At 70.3% G+C, this 23024-nt stretch carries 21 protein-coding genes; 9 read left to right on the top strand and 12 right to left on the bottom strand.

Going from position 1 to position 23024, the window contains the following annotated elements; genetic code table 11:
* The first annotated feature begins 13 nt into the window (after nucleotides 1–13).
* A complete protein-coding gene (locus OHS58_RS22115; RefSeq protein WP_328649679.1) occupies nucleotides 14–985 on the top strand; it encodes a quinone oxidoreductase family protein in 972 nt (323 codons plus the stop codon).
* Here OHS58_RS22115 and OHS58_RS22120 read toward each other — a convergent pair.
* From OHS58_RS22120 to OHS58_RS22160, 9 genes are all read right to left on the bottom strand, one after another.
* The gene (locus OHS58_RS22120) at nucleotides 975–1211 is read right to left on the bottom strand and encodes a cold shock domain-containing protein (RefSeq protein ID WP_326947878.1); all 237 of its coding nucleotides are present in this window, start codon (nucleotides 1209–1211) and stop codon (nucleotides 975–977) included. The genes OHS58_RS22115 and OHS58_RS22120 overlap by 11 nt on opposite strands.
* Before the next feature lie 10 nt (nucleotides 1212–1221).
* On the bottom strand, nucleotides 1222–1782 hold the full coding sequence (locus OHS58_RS22125; protein ID WP_247049199.1) for an FKBP-type peptidyl-prolyl cis-trans isomerase: 561 nt from the start codon (nucleotides 1780–1782) through the stop codon (nucleotides 1222–1224).
* 10 nt (nucleotides 1783–1792) lie between these two features.
* Nucleotides 1793–4045 (bottom strand): HelD family protein, encoded by a 2253-nt coding sequence (locus OHS58_RS22130; protein WP_328649680.1) that lies wholly within the window; start codon nucleotides 4043–4045, stop codon nucleotides 1793–1795.
* Nucleotides 4046–4101: 56 nt separating this feature from the next.
* Complete coding sequence (locus OHS58_RS22135) at nucleotides 4102–4938, bottom strand: hypothetical protein (protein ID WP_328649681.1); 837 nt, start codon at nucleotides 4936–4938, stop codon at nucleotides 4102–4104.
* Nucleotides 4935–5423, bottom strand: coding sequence for a hypothetical protein (locus OHS58_RS22140; RefSeq protein WP_326947875.1), 489 nt, complete (start codon nucleotides 5421–5423; stop codon nucleotides 4935–4937). Before OHS58_RS22140 ends, OHS58_RS22135 begins: the two co-directional genes overlap by 4 nt.
* Before the next feature lie 11 nt (nucleotides 5424–5434).
* Nucleotides 5435–6352 (bottom strand): hypothetical protein, encoded by a 918-nt coding sequence (locus OHS58_RS22145; RefSeq protein ID WP_328649682.1) that lies wholly within the window; start codon nucleotides 6350–6352, stop codon nucleotides 5435–5437.
* Nucleotides 6353–6355: 3 nt separating this feature from the next.
* Entirely contained in the window at nucleotides 6356–6727 is a 372-nt protein-coding gene (locus OHS58_RS22150) for a hypothetical protein (RefSeq protein ID WP_326947873.1), read from the bottom strand.
* A gap of 88 nt (nucleotides 6728–6815) precedes the next feature.
* Nucleotides 6816–7409: a hypothetical protein gene (locus OHS58_RS22155; protein ID WP_328649683.1), complete on the bottom strand. Its 594-nt coding sequence runs from the start codon at nucleotides 7407–7409 to the stop codon at nucleotides 6816–6818.
* Nucleotides 7410–7414: 5 nt separating this feature from the next.
* Complete coding sequence (locus OHS58_RS22160; RefSeq protein WP_326954686.1) at nucleotides 7415–8395, bottom strand: heme o synthase; 981 nt, start codon at nucleotides 8393–8395, stop codon at nucleotides 7415–7417.
* A 294-nt stretch (nucleotides 8396–8689) separates the two neighbouring features.
* On the opposite strand from OHS58_RS22160, the gene tkt reads away from it, so the two are divergent.
* The 6 genes from tkt to pgl are packed head-to-tail and all read left to right on the top strand — an operon-like array spanning nucleotide 8690 to nucleotide 16901.
* Nucleotides 8690–10789, top strand: a complete 2100-nt coding sequence (gene tkt / locus OHS58_RS22165) for a transketolase (protein ID WP_328649684.1) — start codon at nucleotides 8690–8692, stop codon at nucleotides 10787–10789.
* 11 nt (nucleotides 10790–10800) lie between these two features.
* Nucleotides 10801–11913 (top strand): transaldolase, encoded by a 1113-nt coding sequence (tal, locus tag OHS58_RS22170; RefSeq protein ID WP_328649685.1) that lies wholly within the window; start codon nucleotides 10801–10803, stop codon nucleotides 11911–11913.
* Between the two features lie 8 nt (nucleotides 11914–11921).
* Complete coding sequence (locus tag OHS58_RS22175) at nucleotides 11922–13559, top strand: glucose-6-phosphate isomerase (RefSeq protein WP_328649686.1); 1638 nt, start codon at nucleotides 11922–11924, stop codon at nucleotides 13557–13559.
* Nucleotides 13556–15079, top strand: coding sequence for a glucose-6-phosphate dehydrogenase (zwf, locus tag OHS58_RS22180; RefSeq protein WP_326947867.1), 1524 nt, complete (start codon nucleotides 13556–13558; stop codon nucleotides 15077–15079). The genes OHS58_RS22175 and zwf overlap by 4 nt, the downstream gene beginning before the upstream one ends.
* A complete protein-coding gene (gene opcA, locus OHS58_RS22185) occupies nucleotides 15076–16128 on the top strand; it encodes a glucose-6-phosphate dehydrogenase assembly protein OpcA (RefSeq protein ID WP_328649687.1) in 1053 nt (350 codons plus the stop codon). Before zwf ends, opcA begins: the two co-directional genes overlap by 4 nt.
* Entirely contained in the window at nucleotides 16125–16901 is a 777-nt protein-coding gene (gene pgl, locus OHS58_RS22190; protein WP_328649688.1) for a 6-phosphogluconolactonase, read from the top strand. Before opcA ends, pgl begins: the two co-directional genes overlap by 4 nt.
* A 1296-nt stretch (nucleotides 16902–18197) precedes the next feature.
* Here the strand turns inward: pgl and OHS58_RS22195 are convergent.
* Nucleotides 18198–18758 (bottom strand): TetR/AcrR family transcriptional regulator, encoded by a 561-nt coding sequence (locus OHS58_RS22195; protein WP_326947864.1) that lies wholly within the window; start codon nucleotides 18756–18758, stop codon nucleotides 18198–18200.
* Between the two features lie 127 nt (nucleotides 18759–18885).
* Here OHS58_RS22195 and OHS58_RS22200 point away from each other — a divergent pair, with 127 nt between their 5' ends.
* Both OHS58_RS22200 and OHS58_RS22205 read left to right on the top strand, forming a co-directional pair.
* The gene (locus tag OHS58_RS22200) at nucleotides 18886–20013 is read left to right on the top strand and encodes an FAD-dependent oxidoreductase (protein WP_328649689.1); all 1128 of its coding nucleotides are present in this window, start codon (nucleotides 18886–18888) and stop codon (nucleotides 20011–20013) included.
* Between the two features lie 290 nt (nucleotides 20014–20303).
* Nucleotides 20304–21503, top strand: a complete 1200-nt coding sequence (locus tag OHS58_RS22205; RefSeq protein ID WP_247049186.1) for a sensor histidine kinase — start codon at nucleotides 20304–20306, stop codon at nucleotides 21501–21503.
* A gap of 755 nt (nucleotides 21504–22258) precedes the next feature.
* On the opposite strand, the gene OHS58_RS22210 is transcribed toward OHS58_RS22205, so the two are convergent.
* Together OHS58_RS22210 and secG are read right to left on the bottom strand one after the other, a co-directional pair.
* Nucleotides 22259–22603 (bottom strand): RNA polymerase-binding protein RbpA, encoded by a 345-nt coding sequence (locus OHS58_RS22210; RefSeq protein WP_247049185.1) that lies wholly within the window; start codon nucleotides 22601–22603, stop codon nucleotides 22259–22261.
* A gap of 109 nt (nucleotides 22604–22712) precedes the next feature.
* Nucleotides 22713–22943 carry a preprotein translocase subunit SecG gene (gene secG, locus OHS58_RS22215; protein WP_247049184.1) on the bottom strand — a complete coding sequence of 77 codons (231 nt, stop codon included), beginning with the start codon at nucleotides 22941–22943 and terminating at the stop codon, nucleotides 22713–22715.
* Between the last annotated feature and the right edge of the window lie 81 nt (nucleotides 22944–23024).

Here is a 23024-nt window from a genome sequence, read left to right on the forward strand (position 1 = left end):
CCGAGGAGGACGCATGCCCACCGCAGTGCAGGTGACGAAGACCGGCGGCCCGGAAGTGCTCGAACCGGCCGAAGTGGACGTCGCGGCCCCGAAGGCCGGTGAACTGCTGGTGGACGTCGCCGCGGCCGGGGTGAACTACATCGACACCTACCAGCGCCAGGGCGTCTACAAGATGGAGCTGCCGTTCGTGCCGGGCCTGGAGGGCGCGGGCACGGTCGCCGAGGTCGGCCCGGACGTCGCCGGGTTCGCGGTCGGCGACCGCGTGGCCTGGCAGGGCTCGCTCGGCAGCTACGCGGCGCGCAAGGTCCTCCCGGCGTCGATCACGGTGAAGGTGCCCGAAGGCGTTTCGCTCGAGACGGCCGCGGCGACCATGCTGCAGGGCGTCACGGCGCACTACCTGGTCGCGTCGACGTTCGAGGTCAAGCCGGGCCACGACGTGCTGGTGCACGCGGCCGCCGGTGGTGTCGGCCTGCTGCTGGTGCAGCTGGCGAAGGCGCGCGGCGCCCGGGTCTTCGGCACGGTGTCGACCGACGAGAAGGCCGAGCTGGCACGCGGCGCGGGCGCCGACGAGGTGATCCGCTACGACCGCGAGGACTTCGCGAAGCGGGTCCGCGAGCTGACCGACGGCGAAGGCGTCGACGTCGTGTACGACGGCGTCGGCAAGGACACCTTCGACGCGAGCCTGGCGAGCCTGAAGGTCCGCGGGCTGCTGGCGCTGTTCGGCGCGGCGAGCGGCCCGGTGCCGGCGTTCGACCCGCAGCGCCTCAACGCGGGCGGCTCGCTCTACCTGACCCGCCCCACGTCGGTCCACTACGCCCGCACGCGCGAAGAGCTGGACTGGCGCGCGAAGGAGCTGTTCGACGCCGTCCTGGCGGGCGACCTGGACATCCGCATCGGCGGCACGTACCCGCTCGCCGACGCACGCCGCGCCCACGAGGACCTTCAGGGCCGCCGGACGACGGGCAAGCTGCTGCTCATTCCGTGATCCACACGGCGCGCCAGTGGAACCCGTCCTGCTCGGCGCGCTCGACGGTGAACTCGACCTCGGCGCCCACGGTCAGCTGCCGGAACCCACCCGGCCCGACGCCGCGGCTGCCGGGGTCGACCATCGAGTAGTGCACCCAGACGGGGTCGTCGAAGCCCGGTGCTTCGACGACCCCCCAGCCGTCGTCGACGTGCCATTCGCGCACGCGACCGCGATGAGTGTCCACGGACCCGAGGCTACGAGGCCGGGACCGAGACCGCATCCGTGACGAACACCAGCGTCTCGTTCGGCTGGATGCCCTGGCCGCCCTGGCCGTAACCGAGGTCCGGCGGGATGATCAGCAGCCGGCGGGCGCCCTGCTTGATGCCGACCAGGCCCTGGTCCCAGCCCGGGATCACCTGGCCCGCGCCGAGCTGCAGGTCGAACGGCTCGCCGCGGTCGAACGAGCTGTCCAGCTTCTGCTTGTTCGACCAGGTCACCAGCGTGTAGTTCATCTTCAGGTCCTGGCCGGCCTTCGCGCCGTTGCCGGTGCCGTCGGACAGGTCCTTCGTGATCAGCTTCTTCGGCGGGTCGCAGTCGTCGGGGATGGTGATCGTCGGCGCTTCGCCGAACTTGCCCGTCGACTTGACGTCGTCGGCGGTGCACTCGCGGCCCTTGCTCTGGGGCGCCTGCGCGGCCGACGACGACGGAACGGGCGGCCCCGCCGGTGCGGCCGTCTGGGTCTTGGTGTCCTGGCCGCACGCGGCCAGCGACAGCGCCGCCGCGGCGACGACCACGATCTTCCCGATTTTCTGCATGCCGGGGAGACTAGCCAAGCACGGAGAGTGCCGGTACTTCGTCACCGGTCCGGACCACACCGAGTCGCCGGGTCGCCCGCGTCAGGGCCACGTACAGGTCGTTGAGCCCGCGCGGCGAACCCGCGACGACCTCGTCCGGCGCGACCAGCACCACCGCGTCGAACTCCAGGCCCTTGGACCGCTCGACCGTCAGCACGCTCAGCCGTTCGTCGAAGGCGCCGAGCACGGCGGAGACCTCGTCGAACCGGCTCGCGGGCACCAGCACCGCGACCGTGCCACCGTCCACTGCGGACAGCTCCGCGGCCACCAGACCGGGCAGCTCCGCCGCGAGGTCGGCCGGGTGCGCGGACCACGGCGGGACGCCGCTCTCCCGCACCGACGACGGCGCGGCCAGGCCTGCGTCGACCTCGGCCAGCACGCGCGCCGCGACCGCCATGATCTCGGCGGGCGTGCGGTAGTTGACGGTCAGCTGCTCGAGCCGCCACCGGTCCTCGACGTACGGCGACAGCACCTCGCCCCACGACCGCGCGCCACCCGCGGCGCCGGTCTGCGCGACGTCGCCCACGAGCGTCATCGACCGGTTCGGCGAGCGCCGCATGAGCAGCCGCCAGTCCATCGCGGACAGTTCCTGGGCCTCGTCGACGATCACGTGCCCGAACGTCCAGGTCCGGTCCTGCGCCGCGCGCTGGGCCGCGGTCAGCTCGCTGCGCTCCACCTGGCGCTCGGCGAACAGCTCGGCGTCCAGGACGTCCGAGACGCGCAGCAGCTCCTCGTCGATGATCTCCTCGTCCTGCTCGAGGATGTCGAGCACGCCCTCGGCGTACGCGCGGTCCTCGCGCTCACGGCGTTTGCGCTCGACGCGGGCCTCGGTGTCGTCGACGCCGATCAGCTCGGCCAGCTCGTCGAGCAGCGGGACGTCGGCGGGTGTCCACGCGGCGTCGCGGCTGCTCTCCAGCAGCGCGCGGTCGGCGTCGGACAGGTGCTTCCGGGCGGCGCTGTCGAGGCGTTCGCGGTCGGCGAACAGGTCGTCGAGCACGCCTTCCGGGGTGAGCACGGGCCACAGCTCGTTCAGCGCGGCGGCGATGTGCTCGTCCGCGGCCAGCTCGGCGCGGATGTCCTGCAGGTCCTGACCGTCCAGGAGGTCCTCCCCCAGCTTCCGCGAGGCCTGGCGGGTCAGGGCGTCGAGGACGTCGGAGACGAACAGGCGCCGCGCCGGGTTGTGCGGGCGCCGCGAGCGCCGGGCGCGGGTGCGGGCCTCGGTGCAGGTCTTGCGGTCGAGCTTGAGGACGTCGTGCTCGTACTCGATCTCCAGCACCGGGTCGGGCACGCGCTGGCGGTCGCGGACGGCGGTGGCGAGGACGTCGGCCATGACCAGCCGGCCCTTGACCTCCGCGGTCTCGCGCCGCTCGGCGCCGTCGGCGTCCAGGCCCGGGTAGAGCTGCCCGACGGTGGCGAGCAGCACACCCGTCTCGCCCAGCGACGGCAGCACCTGGCCGATGTAGCGCAGGAACGTGCTGTTCGGCCCGACGACGAGCACGCCGCGGGTCGTGAGCTGCTGGCGGTGGGTGTAGAGCAGGTAGGCGGCGCGGTGCAGCGCGACGGCGGTCTTGCCGGTGCCCGGCCCGCCCTGCACGACCATGACCCCGCCGAGCGGGGCGCGGATGATCCGGTCCTGCTCGGCCTGGATGGTCGCGACGATGTCGCTCATCTCACCTGTGCGACGCTGTTCGAGCGCAGCGAGCAGCGCGGCTTCGCCGGCGAGCCCGAGGTCCTGCCCCTGGTCGGCGGCGGCGAGGTCGAGGATCTCGTCGTCGAAGCCGGTGACCTTGCGGGTCAGCGACCGCAGGTGCCGCCGCCGGCGTACCCCGTCGGGTGACGCGGCGGTGGCGAGGTAGAACGGCCGCGCGACGGGCGCGCGCCAGTCGACCAGCAGCGGCTGGTAGTCGTCGTCCTCGTCGAACAGCCCGAGGCGGCCGATGTAGGTGGTCTCCTCGGTGCTGCCGGGCACGAAGTCGAGCCGCCCGAAGGCGAGGCCCTGCTCGACGGAGCCGAGCTGCGCGAGCCGGTCGGTGTAGAGGGTGGTCGCGACGTCGCGTTCGGTACGGGCCTGCGGGGTACCGCCGGTCAGCCGCAGCGTCTCGTCGAGGCGCCGCTGGGCGTCGACGCGTTCGGCGTCGAGCTTGGTGTAGAGGGTGGTGACGTACGCCTGCTCACGAGCGAGCTCGGCGGCGTGTGTGTCGTCCGGCGAGACGGACAAGAGCATCCTGCTTTCGCCTCAAGGAAAAGGGCCAGCCAAGTTTAACGGCGACCAGGGCGGGATCATTCCGGCCTGAGGTCGCAGTAGGGGTAGACCTCGGTGCGGGAGTCATCGGCAGTGGCGGGGGCCCCGACGTACGGGATGACCCAGGTCTCCCGCTCCCCTGTCGAACACGACGGGCTGACCGGTGGCTGTCGCTCGACCACGATGGCGTTGCCATGGGTGTCCTGGAAGGTGAGCGTGTTGCCGGCCGGGCCGTGGTCGCCGCCGACGATCCGGCCGGCACGATCGCGGAAGACCACGGTGGTGTCGCGACTGTCCAGGTTCCGGCAGTTCGTGGACACCTCCCGGTAGTGGACATCGACGTTCACCGGGTTGTCCGGATAGAAGTGCGAGGTGCGGAGGTAAGACGCGCCGACGGGCGTGAGACTGCCTACAGCGGCGCGGGGCACCCAGGCGTTCGATCCCACGGCGGTCTCGGCGTCGGCCACGGGGATTTCCCGCCGGTAGGCACCCGTTCCGGCGCCGATCCGCTGACCGGGCAGGAGCAGGGGAATCTCGACGCTCAGCTCGCCGGTCGTCAGTTCGGGAAGCTCGTGTTGCGCGGCGTCGAACAGCCGGAACCGCACCGGAATCCGGCGAGCGACCTCGGCAGAGGTGTTCTCCAGGACGGCCCCGAGGCTGACCAGACCGGACGGGCTCTGGCTGAACCCCTGCTCGACGACCTTGATCCCGCCCGGCGCGGACGCCGGTGTGCTCGCGGGGGCCCGGTCGGGGATGTCACAGCTGTCGTCCGAGGCGGATCCGCCGGTCCAGGGCAGCTTGCCACCTGCCGAGACGACGATGGCGGCGAGGACGACGACAACACCGAGCACGGCCAGGAGACCTTTCCTGCTCATCCGTAGAACCGCTTCCTCAGGGCGCTGACCTTCGCCAGGTAGTCCTGGATCAGGATGGTGACGGCCTCCTTGGCACGCGCCGCGAACTGTTCTTCGGCCAGCTCACGAACCGTGCCGGGCACGATCTCCACCGATATCTCCTGCATGCCCACGCAGGTCAGGGAGATCCTGCCATCACTGGACCTCCCGCTGGCTTCGATCTTCGATCGTTCGTCGAGGAATGCGTGGTCCCGTTCGTCGCTCGGCGTGATATCGAGAGCGGACTCGTCGATCGCCGCCCGGTACTGCCGCAGCCAGCCCGCGTAAACCAGGCGTGCCAGCGCCGCGAGTGAGCGCTCCAGCCCACGTTCGTCGGCGAACTCGTAGACGCTTTCGCCGAATGTGATCGTGATGTCCGTCCGATTGCGCAGTTCAGCCTCGATGTCGGCGCCGGGCGCCCGGACGCGTACCCGGATGCCGTCGAGCCGGTCGGCGAGTCTTCCCATGATCACGCTCCTCAGTTCGAATCGCCGAGGCCGGCGCTGCCGGTGATCTCGCCATCCGGAATGGAGGCGACAGCCGGGCGTGCCGAGACGAAATACGAACTGTGCTCGCCGAGCAGCCTCGTGACAGCGGAGGTCTTCTCGGCGATCACCGCCTCTGCCTTCTGGACCACCAGAGTCAACTGATCGATCGTCGCCTTCATCGAGTTGATGATCTGCAGTGCGGTCTCGCCGCCACCCTTGGGCGGGTCCGACAAACTGTCCGGCGGCAGAGTCGCTCCGACCTGCGCGGCCGCACCGACCACCGACAGCAGGAGAGGGGCCGCAGCGCCGTCCGTCGCGACCGTGAGAACGGCGGCGGCGGTGGCTCCGATCGAAGACAACACGGTGAAGGTCACGTTCCACGTGTTCTTGTCACAGCACTTGTTGTCGAACACGTCCATCGTGGCGTGCGCGATCTTGTCGATGTCGTCCCGGGTCTTCGCCCACATCGCCTGGTGGGCCTCCAGCGCCGCCTTGAGGATCGCGGTGAGGATGAACTGGTTGGCCGAGATCGCCGGGAACGGGTCGAGGAACTTCTGCTTGAAGAGCATCGCGGCCTGCCCCGACCAGTCCTGGAGGTAGTCGCTTGCCGTGTGCATCTTTTCCAGGGTCGGATTGGCCAGATAGGGATTCTTGTCGATCGGGTCCTGGTCGATGTGGCCGCCGGACAAGTCGTGCATCGCGGCGGACAAGCCGTCGATCGTCGGCTGGTAACCGGCCGGGTCGGGAATGCGCGAGAACGGCTTGAACAGGGGTTCGATCACCTGCTGGTAGTAGCCGTCGACACCCTGCCGGGCGTATTCCGGCTCGGTCTCGTGCTCGTCGAGTGCCCGTTTGATCGCCAAGAACTTGATCTCGCTCGCGTGGGCCATCAGTTCCTCGAAGCTCACGCGTCACCGCCCCGGCGTGGGCTCGCCACGTTCCGCGATCAGCTTGTGCAGCTGGTCCGCGGCGGCCCGGTCGTTCGACGAGTACATCTCGACGGCTTTGGCCAGCGCTGCCGCGGTGTCGTTCAGGCTGGACTGGGTGTCCGTCATGAACTTCGCCGCGGCGCCGTGCAACTCGACCCAGGCCGCGTGCACCGGCCCCAGAGCGTCACCGCCGAAATGGTCCGGCCGCGTCATCACGCCGTCCAAACCGGACCTCGCTTGGCCGTATTTCGCGATGACATCACCGTAGACGGCGGATACCGACGGCAGATCGTCCTTGGCGACGACAAGCATCCGATAGAGGTCGACCGCGAGGTCGACACCGTGATCAGGCATTCACCCTCCCCGAGTTAAGCGCCCAACCAGGGAAGTTTCTCACAGTGTGCGGCGAGACACTGAGAGTTTCGGAAAGGACGGTCCGGGGTCAGCCGCTGACGAGGTCGCAGTAGGGGTAGACCTCGGTACCCGCCCCCAAGACGAACGGCAGCTCCCGGTCCCCCGGCGCACACGACACCCGATCGGCGGACAACCGTTCCGCGCCCACGATCCGGCCGGCGGCGTCGCGGTGCAGGACCGCGGCGCCCCGGCTGGTCAGCGCCCGGCAGTTCGCCGAGTGGTAGCGGACGCCGCCCGGGACGACCGTGGCCGTCACCGGCGTGAAGCCGCCCAACGACTCCGGCGACAGCCAGGTCACCTGGCCGACAGAGCCGACCTCAGCCACGCCGATGCGGGCTCCCGGGGTGAGCAGCGGCACCACAGCCGAGCCGACCGGGATCCGGTACCCGACCTGGGTGCTCGTGTTCTCCAGCACAACGCCGGACGACGACGTTTCGGCGACGCGGATTCCGCCGCCACCGGGGGCCGCGTCGGGCGCTGAAGAAACCGCCGTGACGTGCGAAGGGATCGCGCAGCCGGTGCCCAGCAGCGTGTTCTGGTCCAGCGACACCTTGCGGCCGCCGATGTAGAGCAACGCCGCGAACAGGACGATCACGACCAGCGCGACGCCTGCGCGCCTCAACAGGATCAGAAGGGGAGGCCGAGCGTCGGCAGGCCGATGGCCGAGTCGACGGCCAGCGCCACGAACACGATCATCAGGTACGTGTTCGAGCGGTGGAACAGCGCCATCGGCTTCGTCTCCTCGCCGCGGCGGACCGCGGCCTGGAGGCTGTGCGCGTAGAAGAGGAACCAGCCGCCCGCGAGGATCGCGAACGTGCCGTACAGCCACGACGTCACCGGGAGCAGCAGCAGCGTCCAGGCCACCATCACCCACGAGTAGATGACGATCTGCTTGGCGACGTGCTGGGCGGTGGCCACGACCGGGAGCATCGGGACGCCCGCGCGCTCGTAGTCGTCGCGGTACTTCATGCCCAGCGCCCAGGTGTGCGGCGGGGTCCAGAAGAAGATGACGCCGAACATCACGAACGCCGGCCACTGGACGGTGCCGGTGACGGCCGCCCAGCCGATGACCACCGGCATGCAGCCGGCCGCGCCGCCCCAGACGACGTTCTGCGACGTGCGCCGCTTCAGGCCGAGCGTGTAGACGAAGATGTAGAAGAGGATCGTCGCGACCGCGAGGATCGCCGACAGCAGGTTGACCGTGAAGTAGAGCACCACGGCCGAGGCGACACCCATCACCAAGCCGAAGATCAGCGCGCCGCGCCGCGGCACCGAGTCCTTCACCAGGGGACGCCGCTTCGTGCGGTTCATCACCTTGTCGATGTCCGCGTCGATCACGCAGTTGAGCGCGTTCGCGCTGCCCGCGGCCATCGTCCCGCCCAGCAGCGTGGCCAGTACCAGCCACGGCGAGGGGATCTGACGGCCGGCGAGGAACATCGCCGGGATGGTGGTCACCAGGAGGAGCTCGATCACCCGCGGCTTCGCCAAAGCGGCGTAGGCCCCGACGACCTGGCGGATGCGTCGCCGGTCACCGTGCGGTCGTTCACCGGTCGGGTGCACCGCGCTGGTGTCCTCACTGCGTCCGTGCGCAGCGTTCACCAACGACATTTCACTCCCTGCGTCAGGTTCGGGGCGGGCCCGTTGCCGGAGGCGTGTGGTGCCGCTGAAAACCGCCGGTCTGAACCCTCGAACGATGTTAGACGTGGTGAATCCCGTGGGTGATCGCGGGTCCTCGACGGGCTCAAGCACTAGGCTGGCCGGGTCGGGCCGCGATTGCCCCTGCGCAGGGTCGCGAGCAGGAATATCGTCCCTTCGGGATCGATTGAGATAGATGACCCCGCGCACGGGTAACCGGAACGAGGAAGAGCAGCCGCAACCATCATGACCGGGAGTTGGAGTTCAGTGTCCGAAACCGCCCCTACCAGCGAGAACAACCCACTCCTGCGGCGCAACACGCCCGCCGACTGGACCGACACCGACACCCGCGCCGTGGACACCGTCCGGGTACTCGCCGCGGACGCGGTCGAGAACTGTGGCAGCGGCCACCCCGGTACCGCGATGAGCCTGGCGCCGCTGGCCTACACGCTCTTCCAGCGCACGCTGCGTCACGACCCGAACGACCAGAACTGGCCGGGCCGCGACCGGTTCGTGCTGTCGGCCGGGCACAGCAGCCTGACGCTCTACATCCAGCTGTACCTCGCCGGTTACGGCCTCGAGCTCGAGGACCTCAAGCAGCTGCGCAAGTGGGGCTCGAAGACCCCGGGTCACCCGGAATACCGCCACACCGACGGCGTCGAGACCACCACCGGCCCGCTCGGGCAGGGCCTGGCGAACGCCGTGGGCATGGCGATGGCCGCCCGCCGCGAGCGCGGCCTGCTGGACCCGGACGCCGCTCCCGGCGAGAGCATCTTCGACCACTTCATCTACTCCATCGCCTCCGACGGCGACATCGAAGAGGGTGTCACCGCCGAGGCGTCGTCCATCGCGGGCCGCCAGGAGCTGGGCAACCTGATCGTCTTCTGGGACGACAACAAGATCTCCATCGAGGACGACACGAACATCGCCCTTTCGGAGGACACGGTCGCGCGGTACGAGGCCTACGGCTGGCACACCCAGTTCGTCGAAGGCGGCGAAGACGTCGTCGCGCTCGAAGAGGCCATCAAGAACGCGAAGGCCGAAACGGGCAAGCCGTCGTTCATCGCGGTGCGGACCATCATCGGCTACCCCGCGCCGAAGAAGATGGGCACCGGCAAGGCGCACGGCGCGGCGCTGGGCGCCGAAGAGGTCGCCGAGGTCAAGAAGATCCTGGGCTTCGACCCGGAGCAGTCGTTCCAGGTCGAGGACGACGTCATCAAGCACACCCGCCAGGCGCTCGAGCGCGGCAAGGCCGCCCACGCCGAATGGCAGGAGAAGTTCGCGGCGTGGGGCGAGGCGAACCCGGAGCGCAAGAAGATCGCGGACCGGATGGCCACCCGCACGCTGCCCGAGGGCTTCGCCGACAACCTGCCGAAGTGGGAGCCGGACGCCAAGGGCGTCGCCACCCGCAAGGCCTCCGGTGAGGTGCTCAACGCGCTCGCCGAGCCGCTGCCGGAGCTGTGGGGCGGGTCCGCGGACCTCGCCGAGAGCAACAACACCACGATGAAGGGCGCCGACTCGTTCGGCCCGGAGAAGGCTTCCACGGACATGTGGAAGACCAGCCCCTACGGCCGGACGCTGCACTTCGGCATCCGCGAGCACGCCATGGGCTCGATCCTCAACGGGATCGCGCTGCACGGCGGCACCCGCCCGTACGGCGCGACGTTCCTCATCTTCTCCGACTACATGCGCCCGCCGGTCCGGCTGGCCGCGCTGATGAAGGCGCCGGTCACCTACGTGTGGACGCACGACTCGATCGGGCTCGGCGAGGACGGCCCGACGCACCAGCCGATCGAGCAGCTCTCCGCGCTGCGCGCGATCCCGGGCCTCAACGTCGTCCGCCCGGCGGACGCCAACGAGACCGCCTACGCGTGGAAGGCCGTGCTGGAGGACATCCACCACCCGTCCGGCCTGGCGCTCACCCGCCAGAACGTGCCGGTGCTCGAGGGCACCAGCGCCGAGGGCGTCGCCAAGGGTGGCTACGTCCTGGCGGACTCGGACGGCACCCCGGACGTGGTGCTGATCGGCACCGGCTCCGAGGTCCAGCTCGCCGTCGAGGCGAAGAAGGTCCTCGAGGCCGACGGCGTCAAGGCGCGCGTCGTCTCGATGCCGTGCGTCGAGTGGTTCGACGCGCAGGACGCGGCCTACCGCGAGTCCGTCATCCCGGCCGGTGTGAAGGCCCGCGTGTCCGTCGAGGCGGGCATCGCCCAGTCGTGGCACCGCTTCACCGGTGACGCCGGCGTGAACGTCTCGATCGAGCACTTCGGCGCCTCCGCCGATGCCGGCACCCTGTTCCGTGAGTTCGGGTTCACCACGGAAGCAGTCGTCGACGCCGCCCGCCGCTCGATCGCCAACACCAAGAACTGAAAGGGACATTGATGAGCAACGACAAGCTCGCGCAGCTGTCCGAGGCCGGTGTTTCGATCTGGCTGGACGACCTTTCGCGTGAACGCCTGAACACCGGCAACCTCGCCGCGCTGGTCCGCGACAAGCACGTCGTCGGCGTGACGACCAACCCGACGATCTTCGCCAACGCGATGTCGAAGGGTGACGCCTACGACGAGCGGACGAAGGAACTCGCCGCCCAGGGCGCCGACGTCGAGGCGACCATCCGGGACCTGACCACGACCGACGTGCGCAACGCCGCGGACCTGTTCCGCGACGTCTACGCCGCCACGAACGGCGTCGACGGCCGCGTCTCGATCGAGGTCGACCCGCGCCTGGCCAAGGACACCGACCGGACGGTCGCCGAGGCCCAGGACCTGTGGAAGACCGTCGACCGGCCGAACACGCTGATCAAGATCCCGGCCACCGAAGAGGGCCTGCCGGCGATCACCGCCACGCTCGCCGAGGGCATCAGCGTCAACGTCACGCTGATCTTCTCCGTCGAGCGCTACAAGAAGGTCATCGAGGCCTACTTCGCCGGGCTGGAGCAGGCGAAGGCCAACGGCCACGACCTGCGCGGCATCCACTCGGTCGCGTCGTTCTTCGTGTCCCGGGTGGACACCGAGATCGACAAGCGGCTCGACGCGATCGGCACCGACGAGGCCAAGGCGCTGCGTGGCAAGGCGGCCGTCGCCAACGCCCGGCTCGCCTACGCGGCCTTCGAGGAGCTCTCGGCCACGGACCGCTGGAAGGCCCTCGCCGCCGACGGCGCGAACGCGCAGCGTCCGCTGTGGGCCTCGACCGGCGTCAAGAACCCGGACTACTCCCCCACCCTCTACGTCGACGACCTGGTGGTGAAGGACACCGTCAACACCATGCCGGAGAAGACGATGGACGCCGTCGCCGCGGGCTCCGAGCTCAAGGGTGACCAGGTGTCCGGCCGCGGCGCCGAGGCGCAGGAGGTCTTCGACAAGCTCTCGGCCGTCGGCATCGACATCACCGACGTGTTCCTGGTGCTGGAGAACGAAGGCGTCGAGAAGTTCGAGAAGTCCTGGACCGAACTGCTCGACACCGTCAACGGCCAGCTGGAAAAGGCGAAGGGCTGAAGCACGACATGACGACAGGGGAAAAGACCGGCGTCGAGATCGTGGACGCCGAACTGGCGGAGCGCGCCGCGCCGCTGGCCGAGCGGCTGGTCGCCGACCAGGCCGCGTCGAAGCTGGCCGCGAAGGACGCCACGCTCTGGGGACCGGACGCCGAATCCGAAGCGTCGATCCGGCTGTCGTGGACGACGCTGCACAAGTCGTCCCGGCCGCTGATCGGCGAGATCGAGGCGCTGCGCACCGAACTGCGGTCCGAGGGCGTCGACCGCGTGGTCCTCGCCGGCATGGGCGGCTCGTCGCTCGCGCCGGAGCTGATCACCGGGACCGACGACGTCGCGCTGACCGTGCTCGACACGACCGACCCGGGCCAGGTCGCCGACGCGCTCGCCGGTGACCTCGAGCGCACGGTGATCGTGGTGTCGTCGAAGTCGGGCGGCACCGTCGAGACCGACAGCCACCGGCGGATCTTCGCGAAGGCGTTCACCGACGCGGGGATCGACGCGGCGCGGCGGATCGTGGTCGTCACCGACCCGGGCTCGCCGTTCCAGGCACTGTCCGAAAAGGAGGGTTACCGCAAGACCTTCCTCGCCGACCCGCACGTCGGCGGCCGCTACTCCGCGCTGACCGCGTTCGGGCTCGTCCCGGCCGGGCTGGCCGGCGCGGACGTCGCCCGGCTGCTCGACCAGGCCGCTTCGGCGGCCGAAGAGCTCGCTTCGGACTCGGTGGACAACCCGGCGGTCAAGCTGGCCGCCGCCTGGGCCGCCGCGCACGAGCAGGGCGCCGAGAAGGTCGTGCTGGCCGACTCCGGTTCCGGCATCAAGGGGTTCCCGGACTGGGCCGAGCAGCTGATCGCCGAGTCCACCGGCAAGGAGGGCACCGGCCTGCTGCCGGTCGCGGTCGAAGGCACGGAGGCGCCCGGCTTCGCCGACGCGAAGGCCGACGCCACCGCGGTCTCCGTCGGCAGCCCCAAGGGCGCGGCGAAGATCGGCGTCACCGGCTCGCTCGGCGCGCAGCTGCTGCTCTGGGAGTTCGCCACCGCGCTGGCCGGCAGGCTGCTCGGGATCAACCCGTTCGACCAGCCCGACGTCGAGACCGCGAAGAAGGCGGCGCGCGCGCTGCTGGACGACCCGGAGAAGCTCAAGGGCGGCGAGACGGCGTCCAATGTGGACGGACCGGTCGAGATCTTCGGCAGCGAAGGCGTTTCGACCGACGGGAAGCTCGTCGACGTGCTCCGCGCGTTCTTCGCTTCCGCGCCGGACGCCGGCTACATCGCGGTGCAGGCCTACCTGGACCGGCTCGACGACGCGTCGACGGCGCTGCTGCGCGGCGAGATCGCCCAGCGCACCGGCCTGCAGACCACGTTCGGCTGGGGTCCCCGGTTCCTGCACTCCACCGGGCAGTACCACAAGGGCGGCCACCAGAACGGCGTCTTCCTGCAGCTCACCGGCGCGGTGGAGCGGGACCTCGACGTGCCGGACCGGCCGTACACGCTGGGGCAGCTGCAGCACGCCCAGGCCCTGGGCGACGGCCAGGTGCTCGCCGAGCACGGCCGCCCGGTGCTGCGCCTGCACCTGACCGACCGCGCCGCGGGCCTCGCGGCCGTTGTCCGCGCGGTGCAGGAGGTCGCGGTTCAGGAGGGGGAAGCATGACCTGGAGCAACCCGCTGCGGGACGAGCGGGACAAGCGGCTCCCGCGCATCGCCGGGCCGTCCAGCCTGGTGATCTTCGGGGTCACCGGCGACCTGGCCCGCAAGAAGCTGATGCCCGCCATCTACGACCTGGCCAACCGCGGGCTGCTGCCCGCCGGCTTCTCGCTCGTCGGGTTCGCCCGCCGCGACTGGGAGCACCAGGACTTCGGCGAGCTCGTGCACGACTCGGTCAAGGCGCACGCGCGCACGCCGTTCAAGGAGTCGGTCTGGAACCGGCTCGCCGAGGGCATCCGGTTCGTGCAGGGCACCTTCGACGACGACGACGCCTTCGACCGGCTCGCGCAGACGGTCAAGGACCTCGACAAGGAACGCGGCACCGGCGGCAACACGGCGTTCTACCTGTCGATCCCGCCCGGCGCGTTCCCGGTGGTGACCAAGCAGCTGGCCCGCTCCGGGCTGGCCAACGCGGACGAGAACACCTGGCGCCGCGTCGTCATCGAGAAGCCGTTCGGCCACGACCTGAAGAGCGCCGAAGAGCTCAACGCGATCGTCAACGACGTCTTCCCCGAGGAGTCGGTGTTCCGCATCGACCACTACCTCGGCAAGGAGACGGTCCAGAACATCCTGGCGCTGCGCTTCGCGAACCAGCTGTTCGAGCCGATCTGGAACGCCAACTACGTCGACCACGTGCAGATCACCATGGCCGAGGACATCGGCCTCGGCGGCCGCGCGGGGTACTACGACGGCATCGGCGCGGCCCGCGACGTCATCCAGAACCACCTGCTGCAGCTGCTCGCCTTCACCGCGATGGAGGAGCCGCTGTCGTTCGACCCGCGGGCCCTGCGCGCGGAGAAGATCAAGGTGCTCTCGGGCACCAGCGCGATCGGGCCGCTGAGCAAGACCACCGCGCGCGGGCAGTACGCGGGCGGCTGGCAGGGCGGCACGAAGGTGCCCGGCCTGCTGCAGGAAGAGGGCTTCGCGAAGGACTCGAAGACCGAGACCTTCGCGGCCGTGACGCTCGAGGTGCAGAGCCGCCGGTGGGCCGGGGTGCCGTTCTACCTGCGCACCGGCAAGCGGCTCGGCCGCCGCGTCACCGAGATCGCCGTGGTGTTCAAGCGGGCGCCGCACCTGCCGTTCGATTCGACGTCGACCGAGGAGCTGGGGCAGAACGCCCTGGTCATCCGGGTCCAGCCGGACGAGGGCATCACGCTGCGGTTCGGCTCGAAGGTGCCGGGGACCACGATGGAGGTCCGCGACGTCACCATGGACTTCGGGTACGGGCACGCCTTCACCGAGTCCTCCCCCGAGGCCTACGAGCGCCTGATCCTCGACGTCCTGCTCGGCGAGCCGTCGCTGTTCCCGGTCAACGAAGAGGTCGAGCTGTCCTGGAAGATCCTCGACCCGGTCATCGAGCACTGGGCCAAGGAGGGGGCGCCGGAGCAGTACCCGCCGGGCACGTGGGGCCCGCCGTCCGCCGACGAAATGCTGGAGCGCACCGGCCGGAAATGGAGGCGCCCGTGATCATCGACCTGCCGTCCACCACGACTTCGCTGCTCAACAAGAAGCTGGTGGAGATCCGCGAACAAGGCGGGCAAGTAGCGCTCGGCCGGGTGCTCACGCTGGTCATCGTGGCCGACGACGACAGCCACCTCGAAGCGGCGATCGAAGCGGCCAACGGCGCGAGCCGCGAGCACCCGTCACGGGTGATCGTGGTCGCCAAGGGCGCGCGCACCGCGTCACCGCGCATCGACGGCCAGATCCGCGTCGGCGGCGACGCCGGCGCGAGCGAGGTCATCGTGCTGCGGCTCTACGGCCCGCTGGCGGCCCAAGGCCAGAGCGCGGTCGTCCCGCTGCTGCTGCCGGACGCGCCGATCGTCTGCTGGTGGCCCGGCGCCGGCCCGAAGGACCCGGACAAGGACCCGCTCGGCGAGCTGGCCCAGCGCCGGATCACCGACTCGGCCGCGGAGAAGAGCCCCGTCAAGGCCCTGACCACGCGAGCGAAGGCGTACACCGCGGGCGACACGGACCTGGCCTGGACGCGGCTGACGCACTGGCGTGCCCAGCTCGTCTCCGCGCTGGACCTGCCGCCGTACGAGAAGATCACCGCCGCGACGGTGACCGGCGAGGCCGACTCGCCGTCGACCGAGCTGCTGGCCGCGTGGCTGGCCGAGTACCTGAAGGTGCCGGTCAAGCGGGTCAAGAGCTCGGGCGCGGCCGGGATCACCTCGGTGACCCTGGAGCGTCGTTCGGGCGCGGTGGAGCTGCACCGGCCGGACGGCCGAGTCGGCACGCTGACCCAGCCGGGCCAGCCGACCCGGCGGATCGCCCTGCAGCGGCGCAGCACGCAGGACTGCCTGGTCGAGGAGCTGCGGCGGCTCGACCCGGACGAGGTCTACGAGGCGGCGCTGCACGGCCTGGGCAAGATCACGTCCGGCACGAACGGCAAGACGGGCGCGCCGGCCAAGGCGGACGTCACCTCGCCGGCCGCGGCGGGCGCTGCTGCTGCCGCGCCTGCACCGGCCAAGACTCCGGCCAAGGCGGGTGCCGACGGCAAGAAGAGCGCTTCATGAGCAAGACCGAGGTCGTCGTCCACGCGAACCAGGACCTGCTGGCCGCCGCCGCGGCGGCCCGGCTGGTCACGCGGCTCGTGGACGTCCAGGCGGCCAAGGGTTCGGCGTCGCTGGTGCTCACCGGCGGCGGCACCGGTATCGCGGTGCTGACCGAGCTGCGGAACTCGAGCGCGCGTGACGCGATCGACTGGTCGCGCCTGGACATCTACTGGGGTGACGAGCGGTTCGTCCCGGCCGATTCGGACGAGCGGAACGAGAAGCAGGCCCGCGAGGCCCTGCTGGACCACGTCCCGCTCGACCCGAAGCGGGTCCACGCGGTAGCGGCATCGGACGGCGAGTTCGGCGACGACCCGGACGCCGCCGCCGAGGCGTACGCGCGGGTGCTGGCGGACAACGCGGGCCCGGACGAGGGCGACGTCCCGACGTTCGACATCATGCTGCTCGGCCTGGGCGGCGAGGGCCACACCGCATCGGTGTTCCCGGAATCCCCGGCGGTGTACGAGAAGGAGCGTTCGGTGGTGGCGGTCCGCAACTGCCCCAAGCCCCCACCGACGCGCGTTTCCCTGACCCTGCCGGCAATCCGCCGAGCCCAGGACGTCTGGCTGATGACAGCGGGCGAAGCCAAGGCCGACGCGGTAGCGCTGGCACTGTCGGGAGCGGACGAAGCCCAGCTCCCGGTAGCGGGCGCCCGAGGACACCGACGGACGTTGTGGCTACTGGACCGCACGGCGGCGGGCAAGCTCACCAAGGTGCACCAACCACCGACGGCTTGATGGTCGTAGGTTCCGTGAAGGCCTCCTGCCCATGGCAGGGGGCCTTCACGGCGTTCGGGGCCGGTGCGGCACGGCCTGCTACGGCGCTCAGCGACCTTTCGCGGCTGTTCGCGACCGTTCGCGGCGTTCAGGGCACCGAAACTGTCGTGGCTCCCGGGTAGCGTGGAAACGGGGGCTGCTCACTCCGCCCGCAACCTCGGCGGGCCAAACTTTGCTCGCCAACTCGCCGCGATCCAAACGGAACTCGCCGCCTCGGCTGCCCCCTTCACCGGCCCCTCGGTCGGCCAAGCCTTGCTCATCAATCCGCCGCGGTCCCAGCGAAACTCGCCACCTCGATCGGCCGCTCACTTCAGCCGACAAGGCTTTACGCACCCAGCCCGCCGCGATCCAAGCGAATCTCGCGCCCGGTCGGCTGCTCACTCCGGCCCGCACCCTCGACCGGCCAAGCCTGCTCGCCAACCCACCTCGATCCAAGTGGAACCCGCCGCCCCGATCAGCCACTCACTCCGGCCCGCACCCTCGACCGGCCAAGCCCTGCTCGCCAACCCACCTCGATCCAAGTGGAACCCGCCGCCCCGATCAGCCACTCACTCCGGCCCGCACCCTCGACCGGCCAAGCCCTGCTCGCCAACCCACCTCGATCCGAGCGGAACCCGCCGCCCCGATCAGCCACTCACTCCGGCCCGCACCCTCGACCGGCCAAGCCCTGCTCGCCAACCCACCTCGATCCGAGCGGAACCCGCCGCCCCGATCAGCCACTCACTCCGGCCCGCACCCTCGACCGGCCAAGCCCTGCTCGCCAACCCACCTCGATCCGAGCGGAACCCGCCGCCCCGATCAGCCACTCACTCCGGCCCGCACCCTCGACCGGCCAAGCCTGCTCGCCAACCCACCTCGATCCGAGCGGAACCCGCCGCCCCGATCAGCCACTCACTCCGGCCCGCACCCTCGACCGGCCAAGCCCTGCTCGCCAACCCACCTCGATCCGAGCGGAACCCGCCGCCCCGATCAGCCACTCACTCCGGCCCGCACCCTCGACCGGCCAACTCTGCTCACCAACCATCTCGGCCGAGCGGAACCCGCCACCTCGATCGGCCGCTCACTTCACCGGCACCCTCGGTCGGCCAAGCCGTGCTCATCAATCCGCCGCGGTAGCAGCGGAACTCGCCGCCTCGATCGGCCGCTCACCCGGTCACCAGGCCTTACTCACCCAGCCCGCCGCAGTCCGAGCGGAATTCGCGGCCTCGATCGACTTCGCCGCTATCCGAGCGGGTCTCGCCTGCCCGGACCAGCCGTTCACTCCGTTCGCCAGCCGCGCTCCAGGCGGGCGAAGATCTCCTCCGCCGCTCGGCGGGGGTTCTCGTGGCCCGCGATCAAGTCCCGCGAAGCCAGCGCGAAGCGCGCCAGCGCCGCGCACGCCACGTCGTTCTCCGGGGCGCCCGACTCCGCCGCGATCGCGCGGGCCAGTGCCGTCTCGTGGCGCATCCACATCCGCCTGCCGTACTCGCGCAGGGCCGGGGTGCTCTCCGTGAGGCGGAGGAACGCGTCACCCGGGGAGGCGGCCACGTCGACCAGGATGTGCTTGCGCAGCGCGTCCACGATCGTGTGCGCCGGCGGCCGGCCGCGGACCGCGTCGACCAGCGCCGTCTCGATGTCGGCCTCCTGGTCGAACACCAGAGCTTCCTTGCTGGGGAAGTGCTTGAAGAGCGTCGTCACGGAGACGTCGGCGGCGTCCGCGACCTCCTTCACCCCGACCTGATCGAAGCCGCGCTCGAGGAACAGTTCGAGCGCCGCGTCGGCCAGCGCCTTGCGGGTCTGCGCCTTCTTGCGCTCACGGCGCCCGATCACTTCCGTCATGTCCGCCAGTCTACGTGATGGTGGACTCACTTCAAAAGTGTAGTCATTGCACTTTCATAGTGAATCTGCTTTCCTGAGTTAGTCGCCGCCGGAACGAACCGGCGGCCCGAACTTCCAGGGGGAAGCCATGAACACCACCAGCACCACCGCCAACACCAAGATCGCGATCGTCGGCGCCGGCCTCGGCGGGCTCGCCTGCGCTCGCGTCCTGCAGCTGCACGGCCACATCGTCACCGTCTTCGAACAGGAGGCTTCAGCCGACGCGCGCCCCCAGGGCGGCACGCTCGACATGCACGGCGACACCGGCCAGGTCGCCCTCCGCACGGCCGGCCTGCACGAGACGTGGCGCGCGCTCGCCCGGCCCGAAGGCCAGCAGATGCGCGCGGTCGACCCGCGCACCACGGACGTTCTCATGGACGAGATCCCTGCCGAAGACGACGAGTTCAAGCCCGAGATCGACCGCGGCCAGCTCCGCGGCCTCCTGCTGGACTCCCTCTCCCCCAGCACCGTCCGCTGGGGCCGCGCCACCGACGACGTCACGCCGCTGCCGGACGGCACCGCCCGGCTGCGCTTCACCGACGGCACCACCGAGGACTTCGACCTGGTCATCGGCGCCGATGGCGCGTGGTCCCGCGTCCGCCGCGCCCTGACCGGCGTCCGGCCGGAGTACAGCGGCGTCGCGTTCGTCGAGTTCGGGCTCGACGACGCCGACCGCCGGCACGCCGCGCTGGCCGCGTTGACCGGCCAGGGCACGATGGTGGCGAAGACCGGCGGGAACGCGATCTTCGCCCAGCGCAACAGCAACGGCCACATCCGCGGCTACGCCGTGTTCCACGCGCCGGAGGACTGGCACGCCGGTCTCGACTTCGCCGACACGGACGCGGTGCGCGCGACGCTCCTGCAGCGCTACGCCGGCTGGCACCCGGAGCTGCTCGGGTTCCTGCGCGACAACGACGGCGCGTTCACGCACCGGCCGTTGTACGTGCTGCCGGTGCCGCACGCCTGGACGTCGACGCCCGGCCTCACCCTGCTCGGCGACGCCGCGCACCTGATGCCGCCGCTCGGGGTCGGCGCGAACCTCGCGATGCTGGACGGCACCGAGCTCGCGACCGCGCTGGCGACGTCGCCGACCGTCGGCGAGGCCGTCCGGACCTACGAGGCGCGGATGCTGCCGCGGTCGATCGAGACGGCGAAGGCCTGCAAGGAGGGGCTCGTCCACCTTCTGGGTGACGGCATCCGGACGGCAGCGGCCTGACGACCTATGCCGGGCGCCCACAGAGAGGTAACGTGATTCCCACGATGTGGTCATCCCGGTGCACGCTAGGCAGTGACAGATCCACTGTCAGTAGTGCGCTGGCGACGCCATCGCCCGAACGGCGCAATCAAATGCGGAATCCGGACGTCAATCCGCCAACGGCGCGTGAAACTTACCGTCTTCCCACGCAACCTCGTTAGCATCCGCACATTTGTTCTCTGCTGCGCGTCCCGATCGGGCCCTGAGCACCTCTCACCATCAAGTCCACAAGACGAATGGGGTCGCCAGCGATGAGTACAGAGGGACTCTCGATTCCAGGCATCTCGATCGCCGGCTCGGGGCCATCGGCCGCCGAGCGGGTGCGAAGGCGTGGTCTGAGCGCGTTCGGCTCGTTCCCCCGCCCCGCTGTGGTCATGTTCGCCATCGAGGCGGCCGCGGTCATCCTGGCCGTGCTCGACGTCTGGCTGGTGATCCCCGAGAAGGCCCAGCCCTACTCGATCTACCTGTCCGGCGCGGCCTGCCTCGCCGTGGTGTTCCGCCGCAAGTTCCCGTTCCTCGCCGTGCTCGTCGCCGTCCCCGGCTTCCTGGCCGGCTGGGCGCAGCTGGCGAGCATGATCACGCTCGGCATGCTCGCCACCCGCCGTCAGCTGCACTGGCAGACCTGGGTCGGCGCCGGGCTGGTGTGGACGTGCCGGTTCGTGCAGTGGCCGCTCGAGGACTTCGTCCAGCTGAGCTGGCGCGAGCACATCCTCGACGGCATCTACGGCGTCCTCGTCGCCGGCATGCCGATCGCGATCGGCATGCTCATCGGCGCCCGCACCGAGGTCGCGAACAAGCTCGCCGAGCTGGCCACGAGCCGGGACCGCGAGCGCCGCTTCCACGCCGACGCCGTCCGCGCCGAGGAGCGCGCCCGGCTGGCCCGCGAGATGCACGACGTCGTGTCGCACCAGATCACGCTGATCGCGATGCAGGCCGGCGCGCTGCAGGCCCAGACGACCGACGCCCGGGCGATGGAGACCGCGCAGGTCATCCGCGGCCTGAGCAAGCGGACCCTCGAGGAGCTGCGGTCGCTGCTGAGCGTGCTGCGCGCGGACGCCGACGACGACGGCCCGCGCCCCGGGATCAACGACCTCGACCGGCTGATCCGGACGTCGGAGGTCCCGGTGCACCTGTCCGTGGAGCACCTACCGGAGGCCCTGCCGAACCAGGTGTCGGCGGCGGCGTACCGCACGGTGCAGGAGTGCCTGACCAACGTCCACAAGCACGCCCCGGGCGCGACGGCGACCATCCGCATCCAGGGTGAGCACGGCGCGCTCAAGATCGAGGTCCGCAACGAGCGCGCCCGCCGGGCCGGCGAAGGCCTGCCCTCGGGCGGCCACGGCCTGACGGGACTGGCCGAGCGCGCCCGCCTGCTGGGCGGCAGCTTCGAGACGTCCGGAACGGAGGACGGCGGTTTCCGGGTCCGGGCCAGGTATCCGCTGAGCCACTGAATCACGGAGCCACCGACCCGGCCGGGGGCTGTTGACCCGGCGATGCTGACCCACCCGGCGCTGAGCAGCCCCCGATTCCAGCCTACGGGCGGGGGCCGACGATTCCGGATCCGACGAAGCCGCGAGCGGCGCATTCAGGTCGTTGAAGGCCTGAGTGCGCCGCTCGCGGCTTTCCGGTTCCCGGGGTTGTCAGTGCTCGCCGGTAGCGTGGAATCGGGGGCTGCTCGGGCGGCCCGGCGGTCGACGCATGTGCTCGGAGAGTCGGCTCGCGTATCTGGACGGTCGGGTCGCGTACCCCGAAAGTCGGTTCACGTACCCCGGCGGTCGAGGTGCGTACCCAGGCAGTCGGGTCACGTACCTGGACGGTCGGGTCGCATACCGGAAGATCGGTTCACGTACCTCGAGTCGGCTCGCGGGCCTGGGGGTCGGCTCATGTGCTTGGGGAAGTCAGCTCACGTGATCGGGAGGCTGGCTCGCGTGATTGAGGGGTCGGCTCGTGTGGTTGAGGCGCCAGCTCACGTGATTGGGGAGTCGACACGTGTGCTTGAAGGGTCAACTCGCGCGATGGGGAGTCGACTCGTGTACCTGAAGGGTCGACTCGCGTGATTAAAGAGTCGACACGACGTGAGACCGTGTCGTCTGCCGGGTACGTGAGTCGGGCTGGCCTGGGTTGGGGAGCCCGGAGGGTGGAACCTGGGCGCGCGAGAAGCCACCTCGAGGGGTTGCTTCCTCGGGGTGGCTTCTGGCGGTGGCGCTTAGATGATCTCCCGGCGCTGGCGCAGGCGCTCCAGGGCCTCGGCGAGGATGGCCTCGCCGTCGGCGTCGCTGCGCCGCTCCTTCACGTACGCCAGGTGGGTCTTGTAGGGCTCGGTCCGGGGTGCGGCCGGGGGGTTCTTCTCGTCCTGCCCGCCGGGGAGCCCGCAGCGAGGGCAGTCCCACTCGTCCGGGATCTCCGCCTCCAGGGCGAACGACGGACGGGCTTCGTGCCCGTTGGCGCACCAGTAGCCGACCCGGCGCCGTGGCGCCGACTCACCTCGTTCCGATTCGCCCGTAGGTCCGGCACCCACCCGGGTGCCCCGAATCGCGTTACCGCCAACCATGAATCCTCACACCTATGGAATCGGCGGCGCGCCCCCCAATAGGCACGCCGAATCGCTGCGCACCCCGCTGGTGTGACCCGGTCTCGATCGCCGGCGGGGGCGCCGGACGTCACACCTTGAGCAGCAGGCCCAGCCCGATGATGCTGATCAGCCACACCGCGCCCAGCAGCAGAGTGATCCGGTCGAGGTTCTTCTCGGCCACGCTCGACCCGGCCAGGCTCGACTGCATCCCGCCACCGAACAGCGACGACAGGCCGCCACCGCGCCCGCGGTGCAGGAGAACCGCCACCACGAGGAAGACGCTGGTGACGATCAACAGGATTTGCAGGAACAGCTTCATGTCATCCTCTGGGCTCTAGGAGAATGCAGGGGCACGGCATGGTCGTGACGACCACCACCGTACCCCTGGACTCGTCCACTG

Source organism: Amycolatopsis sp. NBC_00348 (assembly GCF_036114655.1).
In the GTDB taxonomy this organism is placed as follows: Bacteria; Actinomycetota; Actinomycetes; order Mycobacteriales; family Pseudonocardiaceae; genus Amycolatopsis.